Source organism: Paenibacillus salivarius (genome assembly GCF_051307165.1).
GTDB lineage: Bacteria > Bacillota > Bacilli > Paenibacillales > Paenibacillaceae > Fontibacillus.
The window spans coordinates 5,428,633-5,450,612 of sequence record NZ_CP195592.1; the positions used below are offsets into that span (position 1 = coordinate 5,428,633).

General features: G+C 49.9%; 20 protein-coding genes. 9 read left to right on the top strand and 11 right to left on the bottom strand.

The genetic code is table 11. The features are described 5' to 3' along the window. Nucleotides 1-204: 204 nt before the first annotated feature. The 4 genes from ACSFXJ_RS25105 (at nucleotide 205) to ACSFXJ_RS25120 (ending at nucleotide 4,718) form a co-directional block, all read left to right on the top strand. Nucleotides 205-1,494 carry an ABC transporter substrate-binding protein gene (locus ACSFXJ_RS25105; protein ID WP_435923031.1) on the top strand — a complete coding sequence of 430 codons (1,290 nt, stop codon included), beginning with the start codon at nucleotides 205-207 and terminating at the stop codon, nucleotides 1,492-1,494. Nucleotides 1,495-1,577: 83 nt separating this feature from the next. Continuing rightward, on the top strand, nucleotides 1,578-2,468 hold the full coding sequence (locus ACSFXJ_RS25110) for a carbohydrate ABC transporter permease (protein ID WP_435923032.1): 891 nt from the start codon (nucleotides 1,578-1,580) through the stop codon (nucleotides 2,466-2,468). A gap of 21 nt (nucleotides 2,469-2,489) precedes the next feature. Further along, nucleotides 2,490-3,329 carry a carbohydrate ABC transporter permease gene (locus ACSFXJ_RS25115; protein WP_435923033.1) on the top strand — a complete coding sequence of 280 codons (840 nt, stop codon included), beginning with the start codon at nucleotides 2,490-2,492 and terminating at the stop codon, nucleotides 3,327-3,329. Nucleotides 3,330-3,371: 42 nt separating this feature from the next. Further along, on the top strand, nucleotides 3,372-4,718 hold the full coding sequence (locus tag ACSFXJ_RS25120; RefSeq protein WP_435923034.1) for a glycoside hydrolase family 5 protein: 1,347 nt from the start codon (nucleotides 3,372-3,374) through the stop codon (nucleotides 4,716-4,718). Nucleotides 4,719-4,763: 45 nt separating this feature from the next. Here the strand turns inward: ACSFXJ_RS25120 and ACSFXJ_RS25125 are convergent, their stop codons facing one another. The 4 genes from ACSFXJ_RS25125 to ACSFXJ_RS25140 form a co-directional block, all read right to left on the bottom strand. After that, entirely contained in the window at nucleotides 4,764-5,663 is a 900-nt protein-coding gene (locus ACSFXJ_RS25125) for a 3-hydroxyacyl-CoA dehydrogenase (RefSeq protein WP_435923035.1), read from the bottom strand. A gap of 137 nt (nucleotides 5,664-5,800) precedes the next feature. Further along, complete coding sequence (locus tag ACSFXJ_RS25130) at nucleotides 5,801-6,721, bottom strand: SMI1/KNR4 family protein (protein ID WP_435925865.1); 921 nt, start codon at nucleotides 6,719-6,721, stop codon at nucleotides 5,801-5,803. A 57-nt stretch (nucleotides 6,722-6,778) separates the two neighbouring features. Beyond that, complete coding sequence (locus ACSFXJ_RS25135) at nucleotides 6,779-8,116, bottom strand: enhanced serine sensitivity protein SseB (protein WP_435923036.1); 1,338 nt, start codon at nucleotides 8,114-8,116, stop codon at nucleotides 6,779-6,781. A 17-nt stretch (nucleotides 8,117-8,133) separates the two neighbouring features. Further along, entirely contained in the window at nucleotides 8,134-8,733 is a 600-nt protein-coding gene (locus ACSFXJ_RS25140) for a TetR/AcrR family transcriptional regulator (protein WP_435923037.1), read from the bottom strand. Nucleotides 8,734-8,907: 174 nt separating this feature from the next. Here ACSFXJ_RS25140 and ACSFXJ_RS25145 point away from each other — a divergent pair, with 174 nt between their 5' ends. Continuing rightward, the gene (locus ACSFXJ_RS25145; RefSeq protein ID WP_435923038.1) at nucleotides 8,908-9,324 is read left to right on the top strand and encodes a VOC family protein; all 417 of its coding nucleotides are present in this window, start codon (nucleotides 8,908-8,910) and stop codon (nucleotides 9,322-9,324) included. A gap of 80 nt (nucleotides 9,325-9,404) precedes the next feature. On the opposite strand, the gene ACSFXJ_RS25150 is transcribed toward ACSFXJ_RS25145, so the two are convergent. The 3 genes from ACSFXJ_RS25150 to ACSFXJ_RS25160 all read right to left on the bottom strand — a co-directional run bounded on the left by ACSFXJ_RS25150 (nucleotide 9,405) and on the right by ACSFXJ_RS25160 (nucleotide 12,271). After that, nucleotides 9,405-10,589: an amidohydrolase gene (locus ACSFXJ_RS25150; RefSeq protein WP_435923039.1), complete on the bottom strand. Its 1,185-nt coding sequence runs from the start codon at nucleotides 10,587-10,589 to the stop codon at nucleotides 9,405-9,407. A 110-nt stretch (nucleotides 10,590-10,699) separates the two neighbouring features. Next, the gene (locus ACSFXJ_RS25155) at nucleotides 10,700-11,473 is read right to left on the bottom strand and encodes an SDR family NAD(P)-dependent oxidoreductase (RefSeq protein ID WP_435923040.1); all 774 of its coding nucleotides are present in this window, start codon (nucleotides 11,471-11,473) and stop codon (nucleotides 10,700-10,702) included. A gap of 60 nt (nucleotides 11,474-11,533) precedes the next feature. Beyond that, nucleotides 11,534-12,271 (bottom strand): SDR family NAD(P)-dependent oxidoreductase, encoded by a 738-nt coding sequence (locus ACSFXJ_RS25160; protein ID WP_435925866.1) that lies wholly within the window; start codon nucleotides 12,269-12,271, stop codon nucleotides 11,534-11,536. A gap of 202 nt (nucleotides 12,272-12,473) precedes the next feature. On the opposite strand from ACSFXJ_RS25160, the gene ACSFXJ_RS25165 reads away from it, so the two are divergent. Continuing rightward, the gene (locus ACSFXJ_RS25165; protein WP_435923041.1) at nucleotides 12,474-13,076 is read left to right on the top strand and encodes a TetR/AcrR family transcriptional regulator; all 603 of its coding nucleotides are present in this window, start codon (nucleotides 12,474-12,476) and stop codon (nucleotides 13,074-13,076) included. Nucleotides 13,077-13,127: 51 nt separating this feature from the next. On the opposite strand, the gene ACSFXJ_RS25170 is transcribed toward ACSFXJ_RS25165, so the two are convergent. Together ACSFXJ_RS25170 and ACSFXJ_RS25175 are read right to left on the bottom strand one after the other, a co-directional pair. Then, nucleotides 13,128-14,240 carry an amidohydrolase family protein gene (locus tag ACSFXJ_RS25170; RefSeq protein ID WP_435923042.1) on the bottom strand — a complete coding sequence of 371 codons (1,113 nt, stop codon included), beginning with the start codon at nucleotides 14,238-14,240 and terminating at the stop codon, nucleotides 13,128-13,130. 20 nt (nucleotides 14,241-14,260) lie between these two features. Further along, nucleotides 14,261-15,277 carry a LacI family DNA-binding transcriptional regulator gene (locus tag ACSFXJ_RS25175; RefSeq protein WP_435923043.1) on the bottom strand — a complete coding sequence of 339 codons (1,017 nt, stop codon included), beginning with the start codon at nucleotides 15,275-15,277 and terminating at the stop codon, nucleotides 14,261-14,263. A 214-nt stretch (nucleotides 15,278-15,491) separates the two neighbouring features. Here ACSFXJ_RS25175 and ACSFXJ_RS25180 point away from each other — a divergent pair, with 214 nt between their 5' ends. Beyond that, nucleotides 15,492-15,950: a CBS domain-containing protein gene (locus ACSFXJ_RS25180; RefSeq protein ID WP_435923044.1), complete on the top strand. Its 459-nt coding sequence runs from the start codon at nucleotides 15,492-15,494 to the stop codon at nucleotides 15,948-15,950. A gap of 32 nt (nucleotides 15,951-15,982) precedes the next feature. Here ACSFXJ_RS25180 and ACSFXJ_RS25185 read toward each other — a convergent pair whose 3' ends face one another. Then, complete coding sequence (locus ACSFXJ_RS25185; protein ID WP_435923046.1) at nucleotides 15,983-16,930, bottom strand: VanZ family protein; 948 nt, start codon at nucleotides 16,928-16,930, stop codon at nucleotides 15,983-15,985. A gap of 136 nt (nucleotides 16,931-17,066) precedes the next feature. Further along, nucleotides 17,067-18,572, bottom strand: coding sequence for a malate:quinone oxidoreductase (locus ACSFXJ_RS25190; RefSeq protein WP_435923047.1), 1,506 nt, complete (start codon nucleotides 18,570-18,572; stop codon nucleotides 17,067-17,069). A gap of 924 nt (nucleotides 18,573-19,496) precedes the next feature. Here ACSFXJ_RS25190 and ACSFXJ_RS25195 point away from each other — a divergent pair. Then, nucleotides 19,497-20,735 carry a saccharopine dehydrogenase family protein gene (locus tag ACSFXJ_RS25195; protein ID WP_435923048.1) on the top strand — a complete coding sequence of 413 codons (1,239 nt, stop codon included), beginning with the start codon at nucleotides 19,497-19,499 and terminating at the stop codon, nucleotides 20,733-20,735. A gap of 1 nt (nucleotide 20,736) precedes the next feature. Beyond that, entirely contained in the window at nucleotides 20,737-21,864 is a 1,128-nt protein-coding gene (nspC, locus tag ACSFXJ_RS25200; RefSeq protein WP_435923049.1) for a carboxynorspermidine decarboxylase, read from the top strand. Nucleotides 21,865-21,980 lie beyond the last annotated feature (116 nt).

Consider the following 21,980-nt stretch of genomic DNA (forward strand, 5'->3'; position numbering starts at 1 on the left):
GCCGCCATCCTCTCGATGTTAAATATATCAATTCTTTATGATCTTGCACCCCTTGTAAAGGTTGAAATTTTGTACACCCATACTCTTCTATTATACCGGGCAATCCGGTGTCAGCGCTCCGGCCGACGATAAAAGTTCAACCTTATCTCCCGTTCCGCGAAAATTTACAATAAAAGCATCCAAAAGATATAAGGAGGGGTCATCATGATTCACAAACGTTGGATCAGCATGCTGCTTGTCGGTTCGCTCGGTCTGGCTTTGGCCGGATGCGGCTCAAGCGAAAATGCCGCGCCAAACAATGCAAACGGTAACAACAAGGTCGTGCTGGAATACTACACCTGGACCGATGAAGAGGATTATATGAAAAAGGTCGTCGACACCTTTAATGCCCAAAACAGCGACATTGAGGTTCGCATGACTACCATCAGCAACAACGCCGACGAGTACGACACGAAAATTTTGAACAACCTGTCGGGCGGTTCCAAAATGGACGTTTACAGCATCAACGGCACGAGCGGACTGGGATTATACTCCTCGAAGAACCAGCTCGTGGATTTATCGGACCGCATCAAAGAAGCCAATCTGGATGTCGGCGCATACGGGCCGAGCTACCAGGACATTACCGAAGTGCTGACCCAAGGCAAATACTACGCGCTTCCTTACCGGACTTCACAGTATGCGCTTTTCTACAATAAGGATATTTTTGACCGGGAGGGAATCCCGTATCCGGAACAAATGACCTGGGAGCAGTACGCCGAGCTCGCCAAGAGCTTGACCAAAGGGGAAGGTCCCGAGAAGCAATGGGGCGGATACTACGCGGACTGGATCATCGCGCCGCTGGGCGCGCTGCAAAAAGGCGCAACCATTCTGGACGACAACCTCGAACCGGTCGGAGAATGGCTGGACTACCTGGACCGTCTCTACTATAAGGATCAGTCCCACATGAGCTACAAGCAAATGAAAGCCGAAAGCATCGACTGGATCAAGCAGTTCGAAAACGGAAATGTGGCGATGCTCGTGAACGGCGAATGGACCGTCAACATGCTCAAAGCGGATATCGAGGACGGTAAAACCGACATCAACTTCGATATGGCGCCACTGCCTCTGCCGGAAGGAATAACCGATCCGACGACCGTGGGCGGAGTCAGCACCTTTATCGGCATCAATCCGCAGAGCGAGAACGTCGACGCGGCCTTCAAATTCGTGCAGTTCGTCGCCGGCGAAGAAGGCGAATCCATGATTGCCGAATCGAGCGTGCTGCCTGCCTATTCCAGCGACAAGACCAAAGAATCGTTCTTGAACGCCACGGGCATCCAAGGCAGCGGCTATTTCTTCGAAGCGAACACCGTGGTGGAAAATCAGCCGGTTCCCCAAATCGACGAAGTAAACCGCGTGTATAAAGAACAACTCGGTCTGCTCCTGTTCCAGGAACAGGATTCGGCGAAAACGATCAAGGACTTCCAGGATCAACGCCAATCCGTGCTGAACCGGTAACATGAACACCAAGTCATCGGCTTCCGCCAGGGTATGGTCGGAAGTCGATGTTCTTTTCATCAACAGACAGGAGGGTGGAATCGATGGAAAGCAAGCGTCTGGTCAACTTCAAGTCGTATATTCCGGGCACGCTGTTCATTCTCCCGGCATTCGTTCTTTTCGCAATCTTTATTTTTATCCCTTTGATCTACGGCCTGGTCATGAGCTTTACCGATTACGGCGGTTTTAACATCAAGCCCAATTACGTGGGACTCGATAATTATTCCAGGCTGTTCAAAGACGATTATTTTCTGATCTCGCTGAAAAACAACTTTATTTACGCCGGTTTGTTCGTTCCGTTAACGATGCTTTTGGCACTCTTATCCGCGGTGGCCGTGAACAGCGTTTTGCATTTTCGCAAATATTTGCGCATGGCTTTTTACTTCCCGCAGATTACGTCCATGGTCTCGATCGCAATCGTGTGGGGACTTCTGTTCAATCCGATGTCCGGCCCTATCAATTACGTGCTGAAGGCGATAGGCATCGCGAATCCCCCGGAGTGGCTGATGTCCTCCCATTGGGCGTTGCTTGCCATCGTGGTCGTCGCCGTTTGGAAGAGCTTCGGTTATTACATGATCATTTTGCTGGCGGGGATTCAAGGCATTCCCGAGCATTTGTACGAATCGGCCAAGCTGGACGGTGCGGGAAAATTCAAACAGTTCATTTACATTACGCTGCCGAGCCTTTCGCCTACCTTGTTCATGGTGCTGGTCCTGACGATCATCAACTCCTTCCAGGTGTTTGATTTGGTATCCGTCATGACCGACGGCGGACCGGGACGTTCGACCAACGTGCTCGTGTTCCACATCTATCAGGAGGCGTTCCTGAACTACCGCATGGGATACGCTTCGGCCATGTCCATCGCGCTGTTCGTCATCATTATGGTGATATCGTTGATTCAATTCCGCCTAGAGAAAAAATGGGTGACCTACTAAGTTGGGAGAGGAGGACAAAGGATGGTTATCAATGCGCCAAAAAAATCCTCGCTGGGGTACGGCCTGTTTCTCGTCGTTTTGCTTGTGCTATCGGTCATTGCGCTGTTTCCGTTCCTGTGGATGATTTCCGCTTCGCTGCGGACGGACGTGGACCTGTTTAAAAATCCGATGAACTGGATTCCCCAAACGTTGTACCTGAACAATTACCAGGAAGTTTGGACCGCGATTCCTTTCGCGAAATACCTATGGAACACGGTCAAACTGTCCGTCGTCATTACGTTCCTGCAAGTAATCATCGGCTCCATGGCGGCTTACGCCTTCGCCAAATTGAAGGTGCCGTTCAAGAACACCCTTTTCATTCTGTTCATGACCAACCTGATGATGCCGTGGCATTCCATTATGGTTCCGCAGTTTTCCGTCGTGAACAGCCTGGGCCTGTACAACACGCACAGCGGCTATATCTTGATCCAATTGTTCAGCGGCTTCGGCATTTTCCTGATGCGCCAGTTTTTCATGAGCCTGCCGAACGAGCTGAATGAAGCGGCAAGGGTCGACGGCTACAACGAGTGGAAAATATTTTGGAAAATCATGCTGCCGCTGTCGGCGGCGGGCTTGTCCACATTGGCTATTTTCACCTTTACGTTTATGTGGAACGACTACCTGGCTCCGCTGATCTATTTAAACGACAATGCTTTAAAAACGCTTCAGCTCGGCCTGAAGGCTTTCCAAACCGAGCATACGATGGATTACGGCCTGCTGATGGCGGGAACCGTGCTGGCCACCATCCCGATGGTCATCGTTTTCCTCGCGGGGGAACGGTTCTTCATTCAGGGGGTCGCGACCACGGGCATGAAAAACTGATCTATGAATCTATGAATCTATGAAAGAAGGAGTGGCTCTGCTATGACAATCAACTTGGATAAATTCGTGCAGGTTCGCGGCGAAGACTTTACGGTCGGCGGCGAGAAAATCGTGTTCCGCGGCTTCGGCCTCGGCTCGTGGATGAATCTGGAGCATTTTATGATCGGGCTTCCGGGCACGGATACGATGATCAAGAAAGCTTTTGCCGAAGTGTACGGAGAGGAGCGCACAGAGACGTTCTTCGACCGTTTCCTGATGGAATTCGTCGGAGAAGAAGACTTTGCGTTTCTGAAAAAAATCGGCGTCAACCACTTGAGACTTCCGTTTAACTACAAGTACTTTATCGACGATCAGGAGCCGGGCAAATATAAGACGGAAGGGTTCAAATACCTGGACCATATCGTCGGCCTGTGCGAAAAATACGAAATCTACGCCATTTTGGACCTTCACTCGGTGCCCGGCGGGCAAAACCCGGATTGGCACTGCGACACCTATTCCGGCTTGCCCCTATTCTGGGAATACGGCGCCCTGCGCGATACCGTGATCGGGCTTTGGGGTCACATCGCCGAGTACTACAAGGACCAGCCTTGGATCGCCGCTTACGACATCGTGAACGAACCGTCGATGGTCACGAACGCGGAGGTGTTCAACGAGTTTTACCGCAAGGTGGTTGCCGAAATCCGGAAATATGATGCGAACCACATCATTTTCATCGAGGGCAACGCGTTTACGACCGACTTCAGCATGCTGGACCCGATCGATGATCCGCAGGTGGCGTACGAGTTCCACTTCTATCCGTTTGTCGCCGAGCCGGCCGTATTGACGCAAGAGATGAGCCGCGAACGCCGCAGACAAATTTTTGCGGAGGAGTTCCACCGCTTGATCACGATCCGCGAAAAATACAAACGCCCGATCTGGTGCGGAGAACTGGGCCTGGTGTTCGAGAAGGAAGAGATCGATTTTCAAATGACGATCATCGAGGATATGCTCGATCTGTGCGAAGCCAACGACGTATCCTGGGCATTGTGGACCTACAAGGATGCCGCCACGATGGGGATTGTCTACCCGCGCGAGGATACGCCTTGGCGTAAGCTGACCGATTCGATCAAACAGGTGTGGAATCAGCACAAGGAGCAGGAAAAAGGCGAAGCGCTCGTCGATTACATGGCCGAAACGTACTTCAAGCCGATTTCCAAGGAAGAACGCTACCCGCTGCAATTCCGGATGAGAACGATCATGCAGGTGATCTGCGTGGAGCAAAATTTGAAACCGTTCCTCCAAAAGCTGTCCTGGGAGGAAATGTACGAGCTTCCGGCATCGTTCCACTGGGACCAATGCGAGCACTGGGACGAGCTTGCCGTTCTGATCGGGAAGTATACGAAAGCTTAAAAAAAGGGCCGCAGTATTTTGCAGATACTGCGGCCCTTTTTGCCGTTACGGCTTCAGGAAACCTGGGTCCAGGAAGCTCGGGTTCGGATATTTGTAAAAGCCTTCGCCCGTCGCTCTCCCGAGCTTGCCTTTGTCGATGTATTCGGTTTTGAGCAGCTCGGCGATTTTGCGGAATTCCTCGCTTCCGGTCGCGTCCGCCTTCGCCTTGCCGATGTTATAAGCCGTATTGATGCCGACCACGTCAAGTATCGCGAACGGCCCTTGCGGCGCTCCGGTCGCAACCATCCACGTTTTATCGATCGTTTCGACGTCGGCGATTTCTCTGACGAGGAGCTGTTGGGCCGCCTCCAGCAAAGGAACGAGCAGCGAGTTCAGAATGTAGCCCGGCTGCTCCTTATGCAGAGGCAGAGCCACCATGCCGATCGCTTTGGCGAAGGCGATCACGTCGTTGAACACATCCGTGTTGGTGCCCGGATGCTTCATGATTTCGGCCGTGTTGTTCTTCCAAATTTCGTTGGCGAAATGCAGGGCCAGGAATTTTTCCGGCCGGCCGGTCGCCTGGGCAAATTGGCTCGGCAGCAGGGTGGAGGAGTTCGAGGCGAAGATCGTTTTTTCCGGAGCCACCTTCCCCAAGTTCGTATAAAAGTCCGTTTTGATCTGCACCACTTCGGGAATGGCCTCGATCACAAGGTCCGCATCCGCCACCGCTTTGGCCAGGTCGCTATAATACGAAATGCGGTTGTATGCGCCGTCCACCTCTTCCTGGGTCGCGCCCAGATCCCGCTGATAATCAGGCTTCAATTTGGCGATACGGTCTTTCGCTTTTTCCAATGCTTCGTCATTGATGTCGTATACCGTGACATTGAACCCTTTGAAGGCCGTTTGGTATGCGATTTGACTTCCCAATACGCCGCTTCCGGCGACCGTAATGTTTTTAAAATTCATGACCGACTCTCCTGTTCTTAATCAATTAATGGGATGGGTTATTCCATAGTTTCCGCGCTCAATGCCTATACTATTCCCGATATCTTATTAACCAAAAAAATAGACGCAGCCCAAAAGGCCGCGCCTACACTACCGTATTACCGCTTTTCGCTCACCAGACCGCGGACAAACGTTTCAAAGTCGGGGGCAAGCGGAGTCACTTTATTGTTATTTTCTTTGTCGACATGGACAACTTCCGGCTCGCCGTCATTCAGGGACGGACGGTAATCGAGCATCACCACGCCCGATCCCGGAGGACATTCGGCAATGATGACGCCGAACTCGGGATAGCCTTCTTTTTCGATGACGGCGCGACTTCCCTCATCACCGCATAGGGAATGGCTCTTCTCCCGTCCGATTCCCGGAATGCCGGAGATTTCGATATAGGAGCCTTCCGCCGGGAAAAACCGGTTGCGCGGAATCCCCCCGTTATGTACCTTCATCATGTTCTTATAAAATACGGGCAGACGGAAGACCAGTTCTTCTTCCACCGATTCGATCAGCTCGTCCGTCGGCGGTTCGGAAACGTATGTGGCAAGCGCGAATTCGCTGTCGTCCCAGAAGTTGGCGATATCGAAGTCCGTACCGATCACCGCATCGGAGACCAAAGGAGCAGCGGACTTGTCCTCTGCGCTCTCTTCGCTCACCGGCTCCTCTTCCGTCTCTTGAGCGGTTTTGCTGCGTATCCACTCCAGGAATTCGAGCGTATCTTCATCTCCGGGCTCCAAACGATCGGCAGCCTCGAACGCTTGTCGGGCCTCTTCATATTGTTCCAAATAGTAATAAGCCAGTCCCAAACGGTAGTGCCACAACGGGTCGTCCTTGCCTTCTTCCGCCACCGTCAGAAACTGTTCGACAGCCTCCTCATACCGTTCCAGATTGTTTAGCGCCCGGCCCAGTTGGCTAATCAGATCATAATCGCGTTCCTCTGCCGGAATCTCCTCGATCGCTTGGACGATTTGCTCGTACTCGTCTTCTTCATGCCACTGTTCCAGCCGTTCCAAAAGCTCATCTCTCATCATGAACACCCTCCTGCCTCTCCGGCAAATACCTTGATAAAATTATATCATGCCGGCCTATAACAACCCAAACCGCTTCCTTTTATAAAACGGCTCGAGATCCTTCAATTCTTCCTCCCAGGTGTCTAAGGCGGCTATTTCGAGAGGCATTCCGTTCAGGTGGGGAGATGCGACTTCCGCAATGTCCTTAAAAATCTGTCCCATGTCCCCATCCGCGTCCACGATCATAAAATAGCTCATTTCCCGATGGTCCTTGATCGCCAACCGAATATACGCCTTTTTGATGTCCTTCTGCGTCTTCATGTACTCTTTGACCGCTTCCACCATTTGTGCGGGATACGCGGGCGGCTCCCCGAGCTTGGACGCGGCGTCCTTCTCCGCCTCCGCCTTCTCTTCGGATGGTTGGATCGTTGGCGAATCTGTCCGCTCCTTCTTGAACGCTTCGATCCGCTGTTTGTTTTTCTCATCCAGCCGCAGCGGAATGCCGCGATAGTTGATGACCACGCCATCCATCTTGTCGGACAAGGCCAGCAAATCCTCATAAGTAACAACGTTGCTGCTCCATACGGTCTTATCGTAAGCCTTCTCGAATTCCGGCCAGTCCGTGAACGCCGGCAGCCAGGTAGAGTCCCCCTCGCCTCCGAGAACGGCGAACTGAATAACGGTACCCTCTTTAAGCGTCTTCATGCCTTGTTCGTCGGAAGGAGCAGGCTCTTTCTCGATCAGCTGCATCGGCAGCAAATATTTGGCCCGAAGCACTTCATCCAGCATTTGCCCTTCCAGTTCCCGCATCAGCTGGGGCTTCCCTTCAAAATTCCGGCCGGAATTCATCTCCTGGAAAAAACGGATCAGCGCATGCTGCAGGCCCGGATTCGTCACGGGGATGTTAATCTCCGGCGTCCCGCTGAAGTCCGGCGGCGGCAATAGCTCGTCCCGGTCCAGCACCGCATGATATTGACCGTTATCGACCAGAATTTTCGGAAGACCCAGAATATGAAGCTCGGCCAACATCCTGTCGATTTCTTCCCCGCCGATTCTCTTCATTTCAAGCATCATGAGCTGTTGCATAAAATAGTCCCCTGCATTCGAAGCATACTCCTCCTTTGAAAAGACCCAAACCCGGTCTTCCCCATCCGTATAGGGGTACCCTGTTCTTTTGTCATAGGCGATGTAAAGCTCTTCCGAGCCGCGGATCTTGTCTTTCAAGACGTCCCGGAACAACTTCAATCTTTCGTCCAGATAGACGGCCGGAAATGCCTCTTTTTCTTTGAAATACTTGCCCGAATGAATCAAGAAAATCAGTTCTTGAATCGTAAGCCGGCCGCATTCTTCCGCGGATACTTGCGGCCCCAACAAATACTTTCGTCCGATTTCGTCCTTGTGCGCTTCATTCATGTCAGAGCGCCCCTTTTCTATATATTCGTATTAAAAATACGTTTGCTTACTTCGGTAAGAAACTCGCCCCATCTTTTTTGAAACCCGGGCTCGTCCAGCGTATGGCCCGTGATCATTCGAGTCACGTTCTCATAGAGCAGCGGGTATACCGTAAGACTCGACATCATGAGGGTGACCATTGCCGGATCCAGCTCTTTGGGGACCAGCCCCGCCTCTTGTTTGGACTTGATATCCTCGTTATAGGAATGCAGCACTTTCTTTCTCGTCTCTTCCCCGTTGGGATTCTCAGGCAATTCCTCGACCGCTTCCCAAGCCGTGAATTTCAAAAACTCGCGCAAGTGCTCCATATTCACCTTGAACCGGAATTCCGCGATTTCCGCAGGGTCTGCAGGCAATGAAAGATTTCCCGTCGGCACCATGGCCATGAAATTCGCAATCGTTTCGTTGATGAGGTGTTCTTTTCCTTTAAAGTAATGATATATCAATTGTTTATTGATCCCGGCCCGTTTCGCGATCGACTCGATTCTGGCTCCCGTATAGCCCTTTTCAAAAAATTCCTCTTTCGCCGCCTGCAGGATCGAGTTGCGCGTACGTTCCGCGTTTCGTATTTCGCCCAATGTTTTTCACCGTCCGCGTCATTCCGTGTAGTTTCATCGTAGAGTTTAATAGAATCAAAGTCAAACCGTTTAAGACGGCTTGCTAAATTTAACTTGACGCTTGTAAAGTTAAAATATAGAATCGGAATGTATTATTTTCCATAAAATTTAAATAATATTTCGAGGTGATCGAAGATGGGATTCAAACCAAGCATGACGTTTATCAACTTTCCCGTAAAAGATTTGAAGCAAACGATGGATTTCTTCGCGCAGCTAGGATTTACGTTCAATCCCCAGTTCACCGACGACAACGCCGCTTGCATGATCATCAATGACAATACCTTCGCCATGCTGCTGGTTGAATCGCACTTCAAAAACTTTACCGACAAAGAAATTATCGATGCCACAAAGGGCGTGGAAGTCCTCATTGCACTGCAAGCAGACAGCAAGGAGGAAGTCGACGAAGTCGTAAATAAGGCCATCGCCGCCGGCGGAAGTCCCGCAAGCGATCCGAAGGACTACGGGTTCATGTATCAATGGAGCTTCCAGGACCTGAACGGGCATGTCTGGGAATTAAATTATATGGATCCGTCTTTTGTGCAGGAAGGATAATTTCGGGGAATAACACGCAGGCCACCGGTCGCAGTCGACCGATGGCCTGTTTTACTGTATTTAGGATCCGGATGAATCTACTACAATCCGAAGTACCCGCAAACCACATATCCCACGGATTTCGCGGCCACGATCAAAGCATCTTCATCGATATCGAATCTCGGATTATGGTTGAAATACGGATTCTCTATCCCTTTTGGCGTGCAGCCGACATAAAAATAACAACCGGGGATTTTCTTCAGGTAATAAGCAAAATCGTCGGACGGCGACATCATGGGGTATTCGACGACTTTTCGGATGTCCGGGTCATCGGCTTTTTCCAGGAATGTTTTGACGGCCGCCGTAACCTTTGGATCGTTATATAGCGGCGGGTAGTCCGAAGTGTAGGTTAATTTGCATTTCACGCCGAATTCGGCTTCGATCCCGCTGACGATGCGGCGTACCTCTTCCTCGATCTTTTCCTTGGTTTCCAACGTCATGTAGCGAATGTCGCCTTCCAGTTCCACAGCATCTTTGATGACATTAAAGGTCCCCTTACCGTCAAAAGAACCGATCGTGATAACGCCCATCTCCAACGGATTCAGCCGGCGGCTGACGATGGTTTGCACCGCGGTGACGAAATAAGCCCCCGCCACGATCGCATCGTTGGCCAGATGCGGAGAAGAGCCGTGTCCGCCGACACCTTGAATCCCCAGCTTCATATAGGATCTCCCCGCCATTGAAAATCCACCGTGAACGCCGACGACGCCTGCCGGATCGAGCGGAAGCAAATGGATCCCGAAAATGCATTCGACATCGTCCAACACGCCGGAGTCGACGATGCTTTTGGCCCCGCCCGGAGGAACTTCCTCCGCGTGCTGGTGAATCACTTTAACCATTCCCGGAAGCTCCTCTTTCAATTGAATCAGGCAGTCGGCCAGGATCATCATGTACGCGGTGTGCCCGTCATGCCCGCACGCGTGCATCACGCCTTCGTTCTTCGATTTAAACGGAAGCTCCGTTTCCTCCAATATGGGCAGGGCGTCAAAATCAGCCCGCAACGCAATCGTCTTGCCCGGTTTTCCGCCTTGAATCGTCACGACGATTCCGTACCCGTTTCCGACGTTGGACTGAAGCTCCGCATCTTTACCCTTATAAAATTCCATGATATACTGGGCCGTTTTCTCTTCTTGAAAAGACAACTCCGGATTCTCATGGAGATGGCGGCGAATTTGGATCATTTCCTCTTTGCGGGATTCCAGCATGCTCATAAGCCGTTTTCTCATGTTGGCCTCCTTTCATGAATGGGTCTTCGATCTTCATTAGGGTTACCAGCCAATACGAAAAAATAAAGGCCTTGGCCCGGATTAATTCCGGACAAAGGCCCCTCACATCATTATTGGTTAATTTGACCGCCGTCCACCGTATAGATGGATTGAGAAACATAGGAAGCGTCGTCGGAAAGCAGGAATACGGCTACGTTCGCCACTTCATCCGCTTCTCCGTATCTTCCCATCGGCACCGCTGCGCCAAACGCTTCTCTTGCGCCTTCGGCATCCTCAGGAACGGTATTTTTTTCAATTTGCCGCATCATGCGGGTGTTGATGACCCCAGGCGCTACGGCGTTGACTCTGACGCCGAACGGAGCGGCTTCCAACGCAACCACCTTGGTCATCCCGATCACGGCATGCTTGGAGCTGTTATAGCCGACAAATCCCGGCGAGCCGATAAGTCCCGCACCCGACGAGGTGTTGACGATACTGCCGTACCCTTGCTTCTTCATGACGGGAACCACGTATTTCAATCCGAGGAACGCGCCCTTCACATTGACGTTAAAGACCAGTTCAAACGTCTCCGTAGGATAATCCTCCACGTTGGCAGTCGTTCCTTCTACCCCGGCGTTGTTGAAGAAGCCGTCAATCTTGCCGAACTTTTCGACAGTCGCGTCGACATAAGCCTTGACCTCTTCTTCTTTGGCGACATTGGCTTGAAGGGCAATCGCTCTGGAATCATCCAGGCCCAATTCCGAGATCACTTGTTTGACGGCCTCCAGATTCAAATCCACCAGGGCCAGCTTCGCGCCCTGCTCGGCCAATTTTTTTGCGGTCGCTCTTCCGATTCCGCCTGCCGCGCCCGTAATGACAACTACTTTTCCATCAAATTTGCTCATATTAAACTACCTCCCGAATGTTATTAAATATCACCTTGTCTAAAAACCTATGTTGTACAATTATTGGGCCGTATATCCGCCATCCACGATCAAGCTGTTTCCCGTCATGAAAGAGGAGTCATCGCTAGCCAGGAACAGAACGGCTTTCGCCATCTCATCGGCTTGTCCAAGGCGTTTCATCGGGGTTGCCGAAGCCAACGCTTGCTTGCTTTCCTCCGGAATGATCGGCGTGTCGATGAATCCGGGACACAGTGCGTTAATGCGAATATTTTGCTCCGCATATTCCAAGGCCAGCGAACGCGTTAAGTTCACCACGCCCCCCTTGGCCGCGTTGTAAGCCGCCGAGCCGGGCGAACCGACCCAACCATACATGGACGCCGTATTTACGATCGTCCCCCCGCCCGCTTTCAGCATTTCGCGGATGGCTTCGCGAGCTACCAGGAATACGCCGTCCAGGTCGACGTTTACGGTATTGCGCCATTCGGAATAGTCCAAATCATGCGAAGCATGAACGCGTCCGATCCCCGCATTGTTGAATACAACGTCCACCTTGCCGAAAGCTTCAATCGCTTGTTTAAAGATTTGAGCGACTTCTGCTTCACTCGTAATGTTTGCTTTTATAAACAGAGCCTCTGCGTTAAGCGCTTTCAACTCCTGTTCGAACGCCTTCCCCTTTTCTTCATTCAGGTCGACCAAAACGACTTTGGCTCCTTCCGAAACGAACAAACGGGCCGTTGCCGCCCCGATACCGGATGCTCCACCGGTAATGACAGCTACTTTACCTTGAAGTTTACCCATCATGGATCCCCCCGTATAATTATTTTAAATAGCACCTTTCACATTTTAACTAGGTACAATTTACATATTTAAAATTTGTGCTATTTTGTTCACAATTAAATTGTACTCTTCTGTTCAGTATTAACAATCATTAAGATACGATTAAATGTCTACCTAATCGACACTTGGAGGAAAAGTGTCTTTTTTAGGGGGAGGTCCTTTCATGAATAATGATCAAAGTGTGACGTCGGGGCGGCGGAACCGGACAAAAGAACATTTGAAATCCGCCTTCATTAAACTGATCAAAGAGAAGGGCTACCATGCCGTTACCGTAAAAGACATCGTTGATGCCGCAGCCTATAACCGCAGCACTTTTTATGTCCATTACCAGGATAAAATCGAATTGGCCGACGAATTGCTGGCCTCCATGCTCCAAGGGTTGGAAGATTCGGTCGGCAAACCCTACGTACCCGGACATAAGGTATATACGGAGCACCTGAATGCCCCTTCTTTCAATATCGTTTCCTATATTTTCGAACACCGGGATTTTTTTGAGCTGATCAAATATGAAGACACTTTGCCGGGGCTGCATACGGGATTCCCGCAAACGCTCCTGAAAATCTATGAGGAAAAATTCATATTCGAAACGATCAACAAAATCCCCGTCAACATGGATTACTTCAAACGGTATACCGCCTATGGGTTTTATGGGCTTATTTTGAGTTGGATCAGAACCGATTTCCGGGAATCCCAAGAGGAGTTTATCCGGGAAGTGATTGACTTAACGAAAACGCATATTTACTCGGTGGAATATGTGGGGGAATAGAGCGTAAGCAAAAAGGGAGAGGCCAGGCTGGCATCTCCCTTTTTTATGGCTTTAGGAATCCTTTTTCGCCGACTCCGTCAACTGAAAAATCAATTCGTTCGCCATCCGTTTATTCAACCGGTACGTCTCGAATTTTCCCGCCTTGGCGGATAAATCTTTGATCGTCTCGATCTGGGTGTCCGTCGGCGGCTGCCGTTCGACCAGGCCCTCATAATTTTGATAAGCGACCTTCAAGGCGGTTTCCGGGGAGAGCAGATCGATCAGATCATAAAGCCCCTTCGCAGCCTGCTCGACATTCAGGCCATATCCCGCGTCCGTCGATAGCATAAAACGGTCCGGGTATTTTTCGATCAGGGGGACGAAATCCTCCAGCTTGTTGCCGCTTTCGGGGTTGTAGGCCGTAAATCCGGCAAAAAAGTCGATGTATAAATTGGGATGTTTGCTTAAAAGCGCCTCGATATTTTCCGGAGGGTTATAGGCATTGGCATGCCCGAAAATGATGATCGTGTCGGGATGCTGTTCAAGAGCCTCCTCCAAATGCGCGATCGGTTCGCCGTTGGGCGGATCGATGTGAAGGAGAATCGGCACGCGGTACTCGGCTGCAAGATCATAGATTTTCGGGAAATTGCCGTCGTTCGGATGCTCCGCCTTCCATTCCACCTTAGACACGACGGGAGAAAAGCTCGAGGCCGCCGCTACTTCCCCGATATTCAAATATCCCATTTCAAGGTTGTTCTTTACGACAGACACGCCTTCCTCTTCATAAATCGGAAATCCCGCAAAGGAAGGATAAACATTTAAAGGCGCTAACTGATATTGCTGCCAAGCCAGTCTATCCGTCTGCAGCGCGCTTGGCTCGGAAATATTCCCGAACAAGACGAGACGGTCGATGCCGTACTGCCCCCACTTCTCGATGACACGGGGTTCGGCGGCATCGTGGTTATGAATATCGATGACCGTAAGATCGCGATATACTTCGTAAAGCTCCTTGGTTTCGTCCTTGTTTTTCCGCATATTCTCGATTAAAGCGACTTCATCCTTGGGGCTGTACTCGGTCCAAGGCTCGACGATCACCTCTTTCTTCACTGATGATGCGCATCCTGATAGTGTGATAGCCGTGAAGGTCAGCGCACAAATCGCAAAGTAGCGCACCGTTTTGGACATTGGCGGATTCCTCCTGGGTTTTATAGTTTTTTTACGCTCTTTCCTTTAAATAATTGGGGCATGACCCTGACCGTCTTCCCGTTGCCCCCGTTAATCAATTCCAGCAGCAGTTCGGCCGCCCTCGCGCCAATGGCCGGATTATCGATGACGACGGAAGCGAGCGGAGGATTATAATATTTTCCGATAAACAACCCGTCATAGCCGATGATCGAAAGCTGTTCGGGTACCCGTATGCCCGACTCGGCCAGATGCGAGATAGCCCCCATCGCCATTAAATCGTTCGCGAAAAAGACGGCCGTCGTTTCAGGATGATTACGAAGCAGCTTTTCCACGCTTTCTTTTCCGCCGTTTCCGGTGTAATCGCTCCAAAGAATAGGCGTCTCGTCCTTCGGCAGACCGGCTTCTTCGACCGCTTTAAGGAAGCCCTCCAGCCGCTCCCGGCTAATTTCGAATTGCTCGAAGCCGTTCACGAACGCGATCCGCCGATGACCGCAGTCGATTAAATAACGTGCGGCCATATAAGCGCCCGTCACTTCATCGGTATTGATGTTCGAACAATAACGGGTCAGCACCGAGCTTTCCAGCACGACGATCGGCTCCTTCATGGCTTTGATTTCTTCATAGACGGGATGATCGGAAGGAAAAGTATTCATCAGGATGCAGCCGCTTAAATTACGCAGGTTCAGCATGTCCGACAATTCGCCCTTTACGTAACTGTCGTCGTTCAAGGTATAAATGATCGCCCGGTAATTGTGTAAGGCAAGCGTTTTGTTGATATAGGGGAGCAGTTCGAAAAAAGCCGGGCGTGCTTCGTAATCGCTGTCACTGATCAGAAGTCCGACCAGCTTGCTCTTTCGGCTAACCAGTTCCTTGGCGGATAGATTCGGCACATACCCCAATTCCTTGGCGGCTTCCAGGACGGACGTTCTCGTCTTGGCTTTGACGCCGTAGTCGCCATTGAGCGCCCGCGACACGGTGCTTACGGATAGATTGCAGTGCTTGGCGATATCCCGAATGGAGACTCTCACTTTTTTCACCCCTCTCCTTTTTGGGAACGTTCTCTAAATATATTTTGAATATATACCAACAAGAAAGCGGTATCAACAAATAATTCGGGAACGTTCCCGAAAATCGAGAATGATGGAGAAACAGATTAAAGTGCGACACAAAATTTTGATTTACCTAACCTTTTTATGGAGATTTGTTGTGTTAAAATTAACTTAGCAAGCAAACCTCATTAGGAGAATGTTTATGCAAGCATTTGAAATCATGATCCCGCAAGTGTATAAAGTCAAGGAATACGACACGGTCCGGGAGGTCATCGAGAAATTTCTAAAATACCGGATCAGCGGATTGCCTGTGGTGAATGACAGAAACGAAATCGTCGCGTATGTGAGCGACGGGGATATCATGCGGTTTATCGGCAATCATGAGGATCGAATCGTCAGCTATTTCAATTATTCTTTTGTAGTCAAAGGGGATGAAGACGAATTCGAGGAAAGAGTCCAGAAACTGCTGGATATCAATGTTCTTGAAATCGCAAAGAAGAAAGTGGTTAAAGTATCGTGGGATGAAGGGATCGAGAATATCGCCTCGATTTTGGGAAAAAAACAAATCAAGAAGCTGCCGGTCGAGCGGAACGGCGTCTTGGTCGGAATTATTAGCCGCGGCGACGTCATCCGGCATTCTTTTAAATCCATGATGGAATAGCTGTTTCGGACGTGATCGTTCTTAAGGGCCCTTCATGGGCCCTTTTCCGATTTCATAAGACTGCCTCTCATCAAAGTCCTTTTCGATAAAACCACCACTTCTGCCGTTTGACTCGCCGGATCGGTCCAGAGGGCCATCGCCGAGTGCTCATCCACGTCTCCGAATTCGTTAGGTCCAATTTCCGTATACCGGAACACGCTTTTATTTTTGAAGCTCTCGATATCCAACCGATATACTTTTGTTGAATTCGTGATGGTTGCGCTTTGCTTTTCCAATAACGCATTCGCCGTCTCGTCATCGCCCATAAGCCCCGTATAATAGGTTACTTGATTCCCGGTTAGCCCAATTAAAGTACCCAGAACATCGGATGCCCGTTGGGGCACCTGCTCATTGCCTATGTAGACCGTCTCATACTTCGTCAGTCCGAGCATGTTCCCAAACTCGGCCCTGGCTATAAAGAATGCCGGAATGGAGCCGACAATCAACACCGAAAGCACGCCGATTTGGATGCTTTTTGAATTTTGCCGTGCCATTAAGGCAATTAGCCGATAGATTATCACACCGACCCATCCGCCTAACGTATTCAAAATAACATCGTCGATATCCGTGCTTCCCAGCGCAAATGCATATTGGAGGCATTCGAACAGGATACTCACGACCAATGTAACGGCGACGGGAACCGCCATCGTTCCCCGAAGTCTTCGAAAAAGAACAGGGAGCAACAATCCCATAGGGATAAAAATGGCGATATTACCCAAGATGTTCGATACCCCTCGGAGCCATTGACCGGATTGAAGCATCTCCCCATAATCCACGAAGATCCGGAACGGGATCCCGTTAAAGGACCGGTATCCTCCTCCGAAATTGCCGTCCAAGATATCCGAAAAGTCCGCAGTTTTGAACAAAATAATTTTCATAAGAATTCCTAGATACAGGATGGAAGTCATAAAAAAGAACCCTTTGCTCAGGTTATCTTTCATTTCAATCTGACAGCCTCCTTTCCAATTCTTTTGCGTAAACAATCAACGAACAACCTCTTCCAAAAGTTTCTGTTCCCGCATCCGGACAAAAAAAGAGCCCTTGATCCCAAATGGATCAAGAGCTCTCGGTTTATCCCTAACTATAAACTGTCACTTTCTCGCTCAAGCCAAGCGACTGCGCCGTAGACGTATGAATTTCACGGAACAGCTCCGGATGTTCGGCCAGCGATATGCCGTAAGAAGGAATCATTTCTTTAATCTTCGGTTCCCAAGCCTTGATATGTTGCGGGAAGCATTTTTGAATCACTTCCAGCATGACGTGAACGGCCGTGGATGCCCCCGGTGAAGCCCCAAGCAGTGCGGCCACCGAACCGTCCGCGGCGCTTACCACTTCCGTCCCGAATTGGAGCGTTCCTTTCCCGCCGGCCACCGTATCTTTAATGACCTGCACGCGCTGTCCCGCCACGACGATATCCCAATCTTCGCTTTTGGCGTTCGGCACAAACTCCCGAAGCTCCTCGATCCGCTTCTCCTTCGATAGCATCACCTGTTGGATCAAGTACTTGGTCAGGGACATATTTTTGGCCCCCGCCGCCAGCATCGTAAACACATTGTTCGGTTTGACGGACCCGATTAAATCCATGTTCGAGCCGGTTTTTAAAAACTTCGGCGAGAAGCCGGCAAAAGGCCCGAACAACAGCGATTTCTTGTTGTCGATATATCGCGTGTCCAAATGCGGAACGGACATCGGCGGAGCTCCGACAGCCGCTTTGCCGTATACTTTGGCATGATGCTGAGAGACAACCTCCGGGTTGTTGCACACCAGGAACAGCCCGCTTACCGGGAAGCCTCCGATGTGCTTGCTTTCCGGAATGCCCGTTTTTTGCAATAAAGGCAAGCTTCCTCCGCCACCGCCGATAAATACGAATTTAGCGGTACGATATTCGACGTTGCCCTGAGCGTTACGCACCTTCAACTGCCACAAGCCTTCGCCGGTGCGCTTGATATCTTTAACCGTATGGTTATAGAAAAGATCTACGTCTTTATTTTGTAAATGGTCGAACAACATGCGCGTTAAAGCACCAAAGTTGACATCCGTACCGGAGTCGATTTTGGTGGCCGCGATAGGTCCCTTTGAGGTACGATCCTTCATAATCAGCGGAATCCATTCCATCAACCGTTTCGGATCATCGGAAAACTCCATGCCCTGAAACAGCGGATTTTTTGAAAGCGCTTCAAAACGGCGTTTTAAGAAGGCTACATTTTTTTCTCCTTGGACTAAACTCATGTGCGGCAAAGGCATGATAAAATCTTGCGGACTACGAATCAGGTTGCGGTCGACCAGATAGGACCAAAACTGTCTTGAAACCTGAAATTCTTCATTAATTTTGACCGCTTTGCTAATGTCTACGGAACCGTCCGGTTTCTCGACGGTATAGTTCAACTCGCACAAGGCGGCATGACCCGTTCCCGCGTTATTCCATTCGTTGGAGCTTTCCTCGCCCGCTTTGTCCAGTTTCTCGAAAACAGTGATTTTCCATTCCGGGACCAATTCCTTCAGGAGCGTCCCCAACGTTGCGCTCATGATGCCTGCCCCGATTAAAATAACGTCCGTATCAACTCTATTTTCCCTGTGGCTCATGTTCAACATCCTTCTATCTAAAATTTGCAGAAAGGATGCAGGCGCTTCCGTCAGGTTTCATGACCAGGCAGGAAGCGGCATCGTCACATACCTTTTCTGTACCAATTATAATCGTTTATTCATAGAATTTGTAGGATATTAACAACATTTTTAATAGTTAAAAGCTGCTAGTTGCAAATTTAAGAGAACCGTCTCAACATCGGTAAAGCCCAGGAGCCCAAGTTACTCCATTAATTTCACTTTTTTTTTGTGTGTATTAATTCGCCTAGTTGAAAACAGTAACAAAATAATTAACACGGAATATGCTTAACAATCGGCGGCTGAACGAATCGTCCATATGCCAAAATGAAGCATGGAACGACTCATAAACTGCCAAAAAATTATTTTGAATTTGATATTGCACTATACTATGCTTTGTGATACTATTTCTGTGCACAAAGGAAAGCGACTATTCAAAAATTTAGAGTCTTTCCAAGCAGATAATTTTTGACCACTTCCCAAAAGGAAGTTAAGGCCATACGGACAGCCGGGTCAAATGCCGATCGGCAACTTTCGTTGCCTTATTGATTGAGTTAAAAGCTCAACTTTTATAAGTTGGTTACTTTACAACCAGTGCATCTGCACATCAACTTGTGAAACGGTCAATAAGAGTGGTAAAAGTAATTATTTGCTATATAGACTCTGATCCTTTTATGATATTTTTGAATATTAAAAAGCTTTCCACGCAAATGTGCCGTGCCCTGGCAAAAATTTTGCTATGGGTGTGCCCATGCTTTTTAATATTGAATATATCAAAGCAAGTGTTGATGCGCGACTATGCGTTTTTACACTTGCTTTTTTTGTTTTGCAAGTGGCGAAAACCGATCGTTAGGTTGTTACGGTAACACATTTCTCAAAAAATCTATTTAGTAAGGGGAAAAAACAATGGGAAAAGCACTTATCATCGGCGCCGGCGGCGTAGCTTCAGTTGCGGTTCATAAATGCGTTCAAAACAGCGAGGTCTTTGAAGAAATCTGCATCGCCAGCCGCACCAAATCCAAATGCGACGAGCTGAAAGCGAAACTTGACGGCGGGAAAACGAAAATTACGACGGCTCAAGTGGATGCGAACAATGTGGATGAACTGATCGCTCTAATTAACGAAGTGAAGCCGGATATCGTCATGAACCTGGCCTTGCCTTATCAAGACTTGACCATCATGGATGCTTGTCTTGCCACGAAAACCCACTATATGGATACCGCAAACTATGAGCCGGAAGATACGGCAAAATTCGAATATAAATGGCAGTGGGAATACCGCGAGCGCTTTGAACAAGCCGGTATCACGGCTCTCTTGGGCAGCGGCTTCGACCCGGGCGTAACCGGCGTATTCTCCGCGTATGCGTTGAAGCATTATTTTGACGAAATCGAGTACATCGATATTCTGGATTGCAACGGCGGCGATCACGGTTATCCTTTCGCCACCAACTTCAACCCCGAGATCAACATCCGCGAGGTTTCGGCCAACGGACGTTACTGGGAAAACGGCGAATGGATCGAAACGAAGCCGATGGAAATCAAACGCGTTTACAACTTTGCCGAAGTCGGCGAAAAAGATATGTATTTGCTTTATCATGAAGAGCTTGAGTCCCTGGCGCAAAACATCCCTGGCCTGAAACGCATTCGTTTCTTCATGACCTTCGGCCAAAGCTATCTGACACACCTGAAGGCCCTTGAAAACGTGGGGATGACGTCCATCGAGCCGATCGAATTCGAAGGCAAGCAAATCATTCCGCTCCAATTCTTGAAAGCCGTATTGCCGGATCCGGCATCCCTCGGACCGCGTACGGTGGGTAAAACGAACATCGGCTGTATCTTCAAAGGGAAAAAGAACGGCGAAGACAAAACATACTACGTCTACAATATTTGCGATCACCAAGAGTGCTTTAAGGAAGTGGGCTCGCAAGCCATCTCCTACACGACGGGCGTTCCGGCCATGATCGGCGCGGCGATGGTCTTGACCGGCAAATGGAATAAACCGGGCGTATACAATGTCGAAGAGTTCGATCCGGATCCGTTCATGGAAGAGCTGAACAAATGGGGACTTCCTTGGGTTGAAGATTTCAACCCGGTGCTTGTCGATGAGCTGCCTGAAGAATCCAAGAAACCGGAGCTCGTGCGCTAAGATGCGGTTCGAGCAACTACCGACACCCTGTTTTGTCGTCGATGAGTCCCTCATCGAAAAAAACCTGAAAATCCTGAACGGCGTCATGCAGCGGACGGGAGCGAAGATTGTATTGGCGCAAAAGGCTTTTTCCATGACGGCCATGTATCCGCTCATCGGAGAATACCTGAGCGGCACTACCGCGAGCGGGTTATTCGAAGCCCGGTTGGGGCATGAGGAAATGGGCAAGGAAACTCATGTCTTTGCCCCTGCCTACCGCGAGGATGAGATCGACGAAATCGTATCGATTTGCGACCATATTATCTTTAATTCCTTTTCCCAGTTGGAGAAATTCAAAGATAAGGCCCTGGCTGCCGGCAGAAAGATTGGCTTGCGCATCAACCCGGAATGCTCCACGCAAGTCGGACATGAAATCTATGATCCTTGTTCGCCGGGTTCCAGATTCGGCGTAAGACGGGATGATTTCCGTCCGGAGCTGCTTGAAGGCGTTACGGGGTTGCACTTCCATACGCTTTGCCAGCAAAACTCGGACGATCTGGAAACCACGCTGAACGCGGTGGAAGAAAAATTCGGGGACTGGCTGCCGCAAATGGAATGGATCAATTTCGGCGGCGGGCACCATATCACGAGAGAAGATTACGATATTCCGAGGCTGGAAGCTTGCATTCAAAGAATGCAGGACAAATACGGCCTGGAGGTCTATCTCGAGCCGGGCGAAGCCATTGCGCTGAATGCGGGCTATATGGTCACCTCGGTCCTGGATATCCATCGAAACGGCATCGAGATTGCGATCGTGGACACGTCGGCGACCTGCCACATGCCGGATGTCTTGGAAATGCCGTACCGTCCGCCCCTTTTCGGATCGGGCGAAGCCGGCGAGAAGCCCTATACGTACCGTCTCGGCGGGCCAACTTGCCTGACGGGCGATGTAATCGGCGATTATTCCTTCGATCAACCGTTAAAAAGCGGCGACCGTTTGGTATTCGGCGATATGGCGATTTACTCTATGGTGAAGACCAACACCTTCAACGGCATGCCGCTGCCGGCCATTGCCGTGAAGAAAAAGGACGGGGACTGCGAAGTCGTCCGCCAATTCGGGTATCAGGATTTTAAGGTGAGATTGGCCTAAAAAATGATGAAGCCTTAGCCCTTTTTGTAAGGGTTAAGGCTTTTTTTCATTCAGCATGCGTTAACCGATGCACTGACCGCCATGCCGACGCAATCAGCAACAACTCGAAAATGATG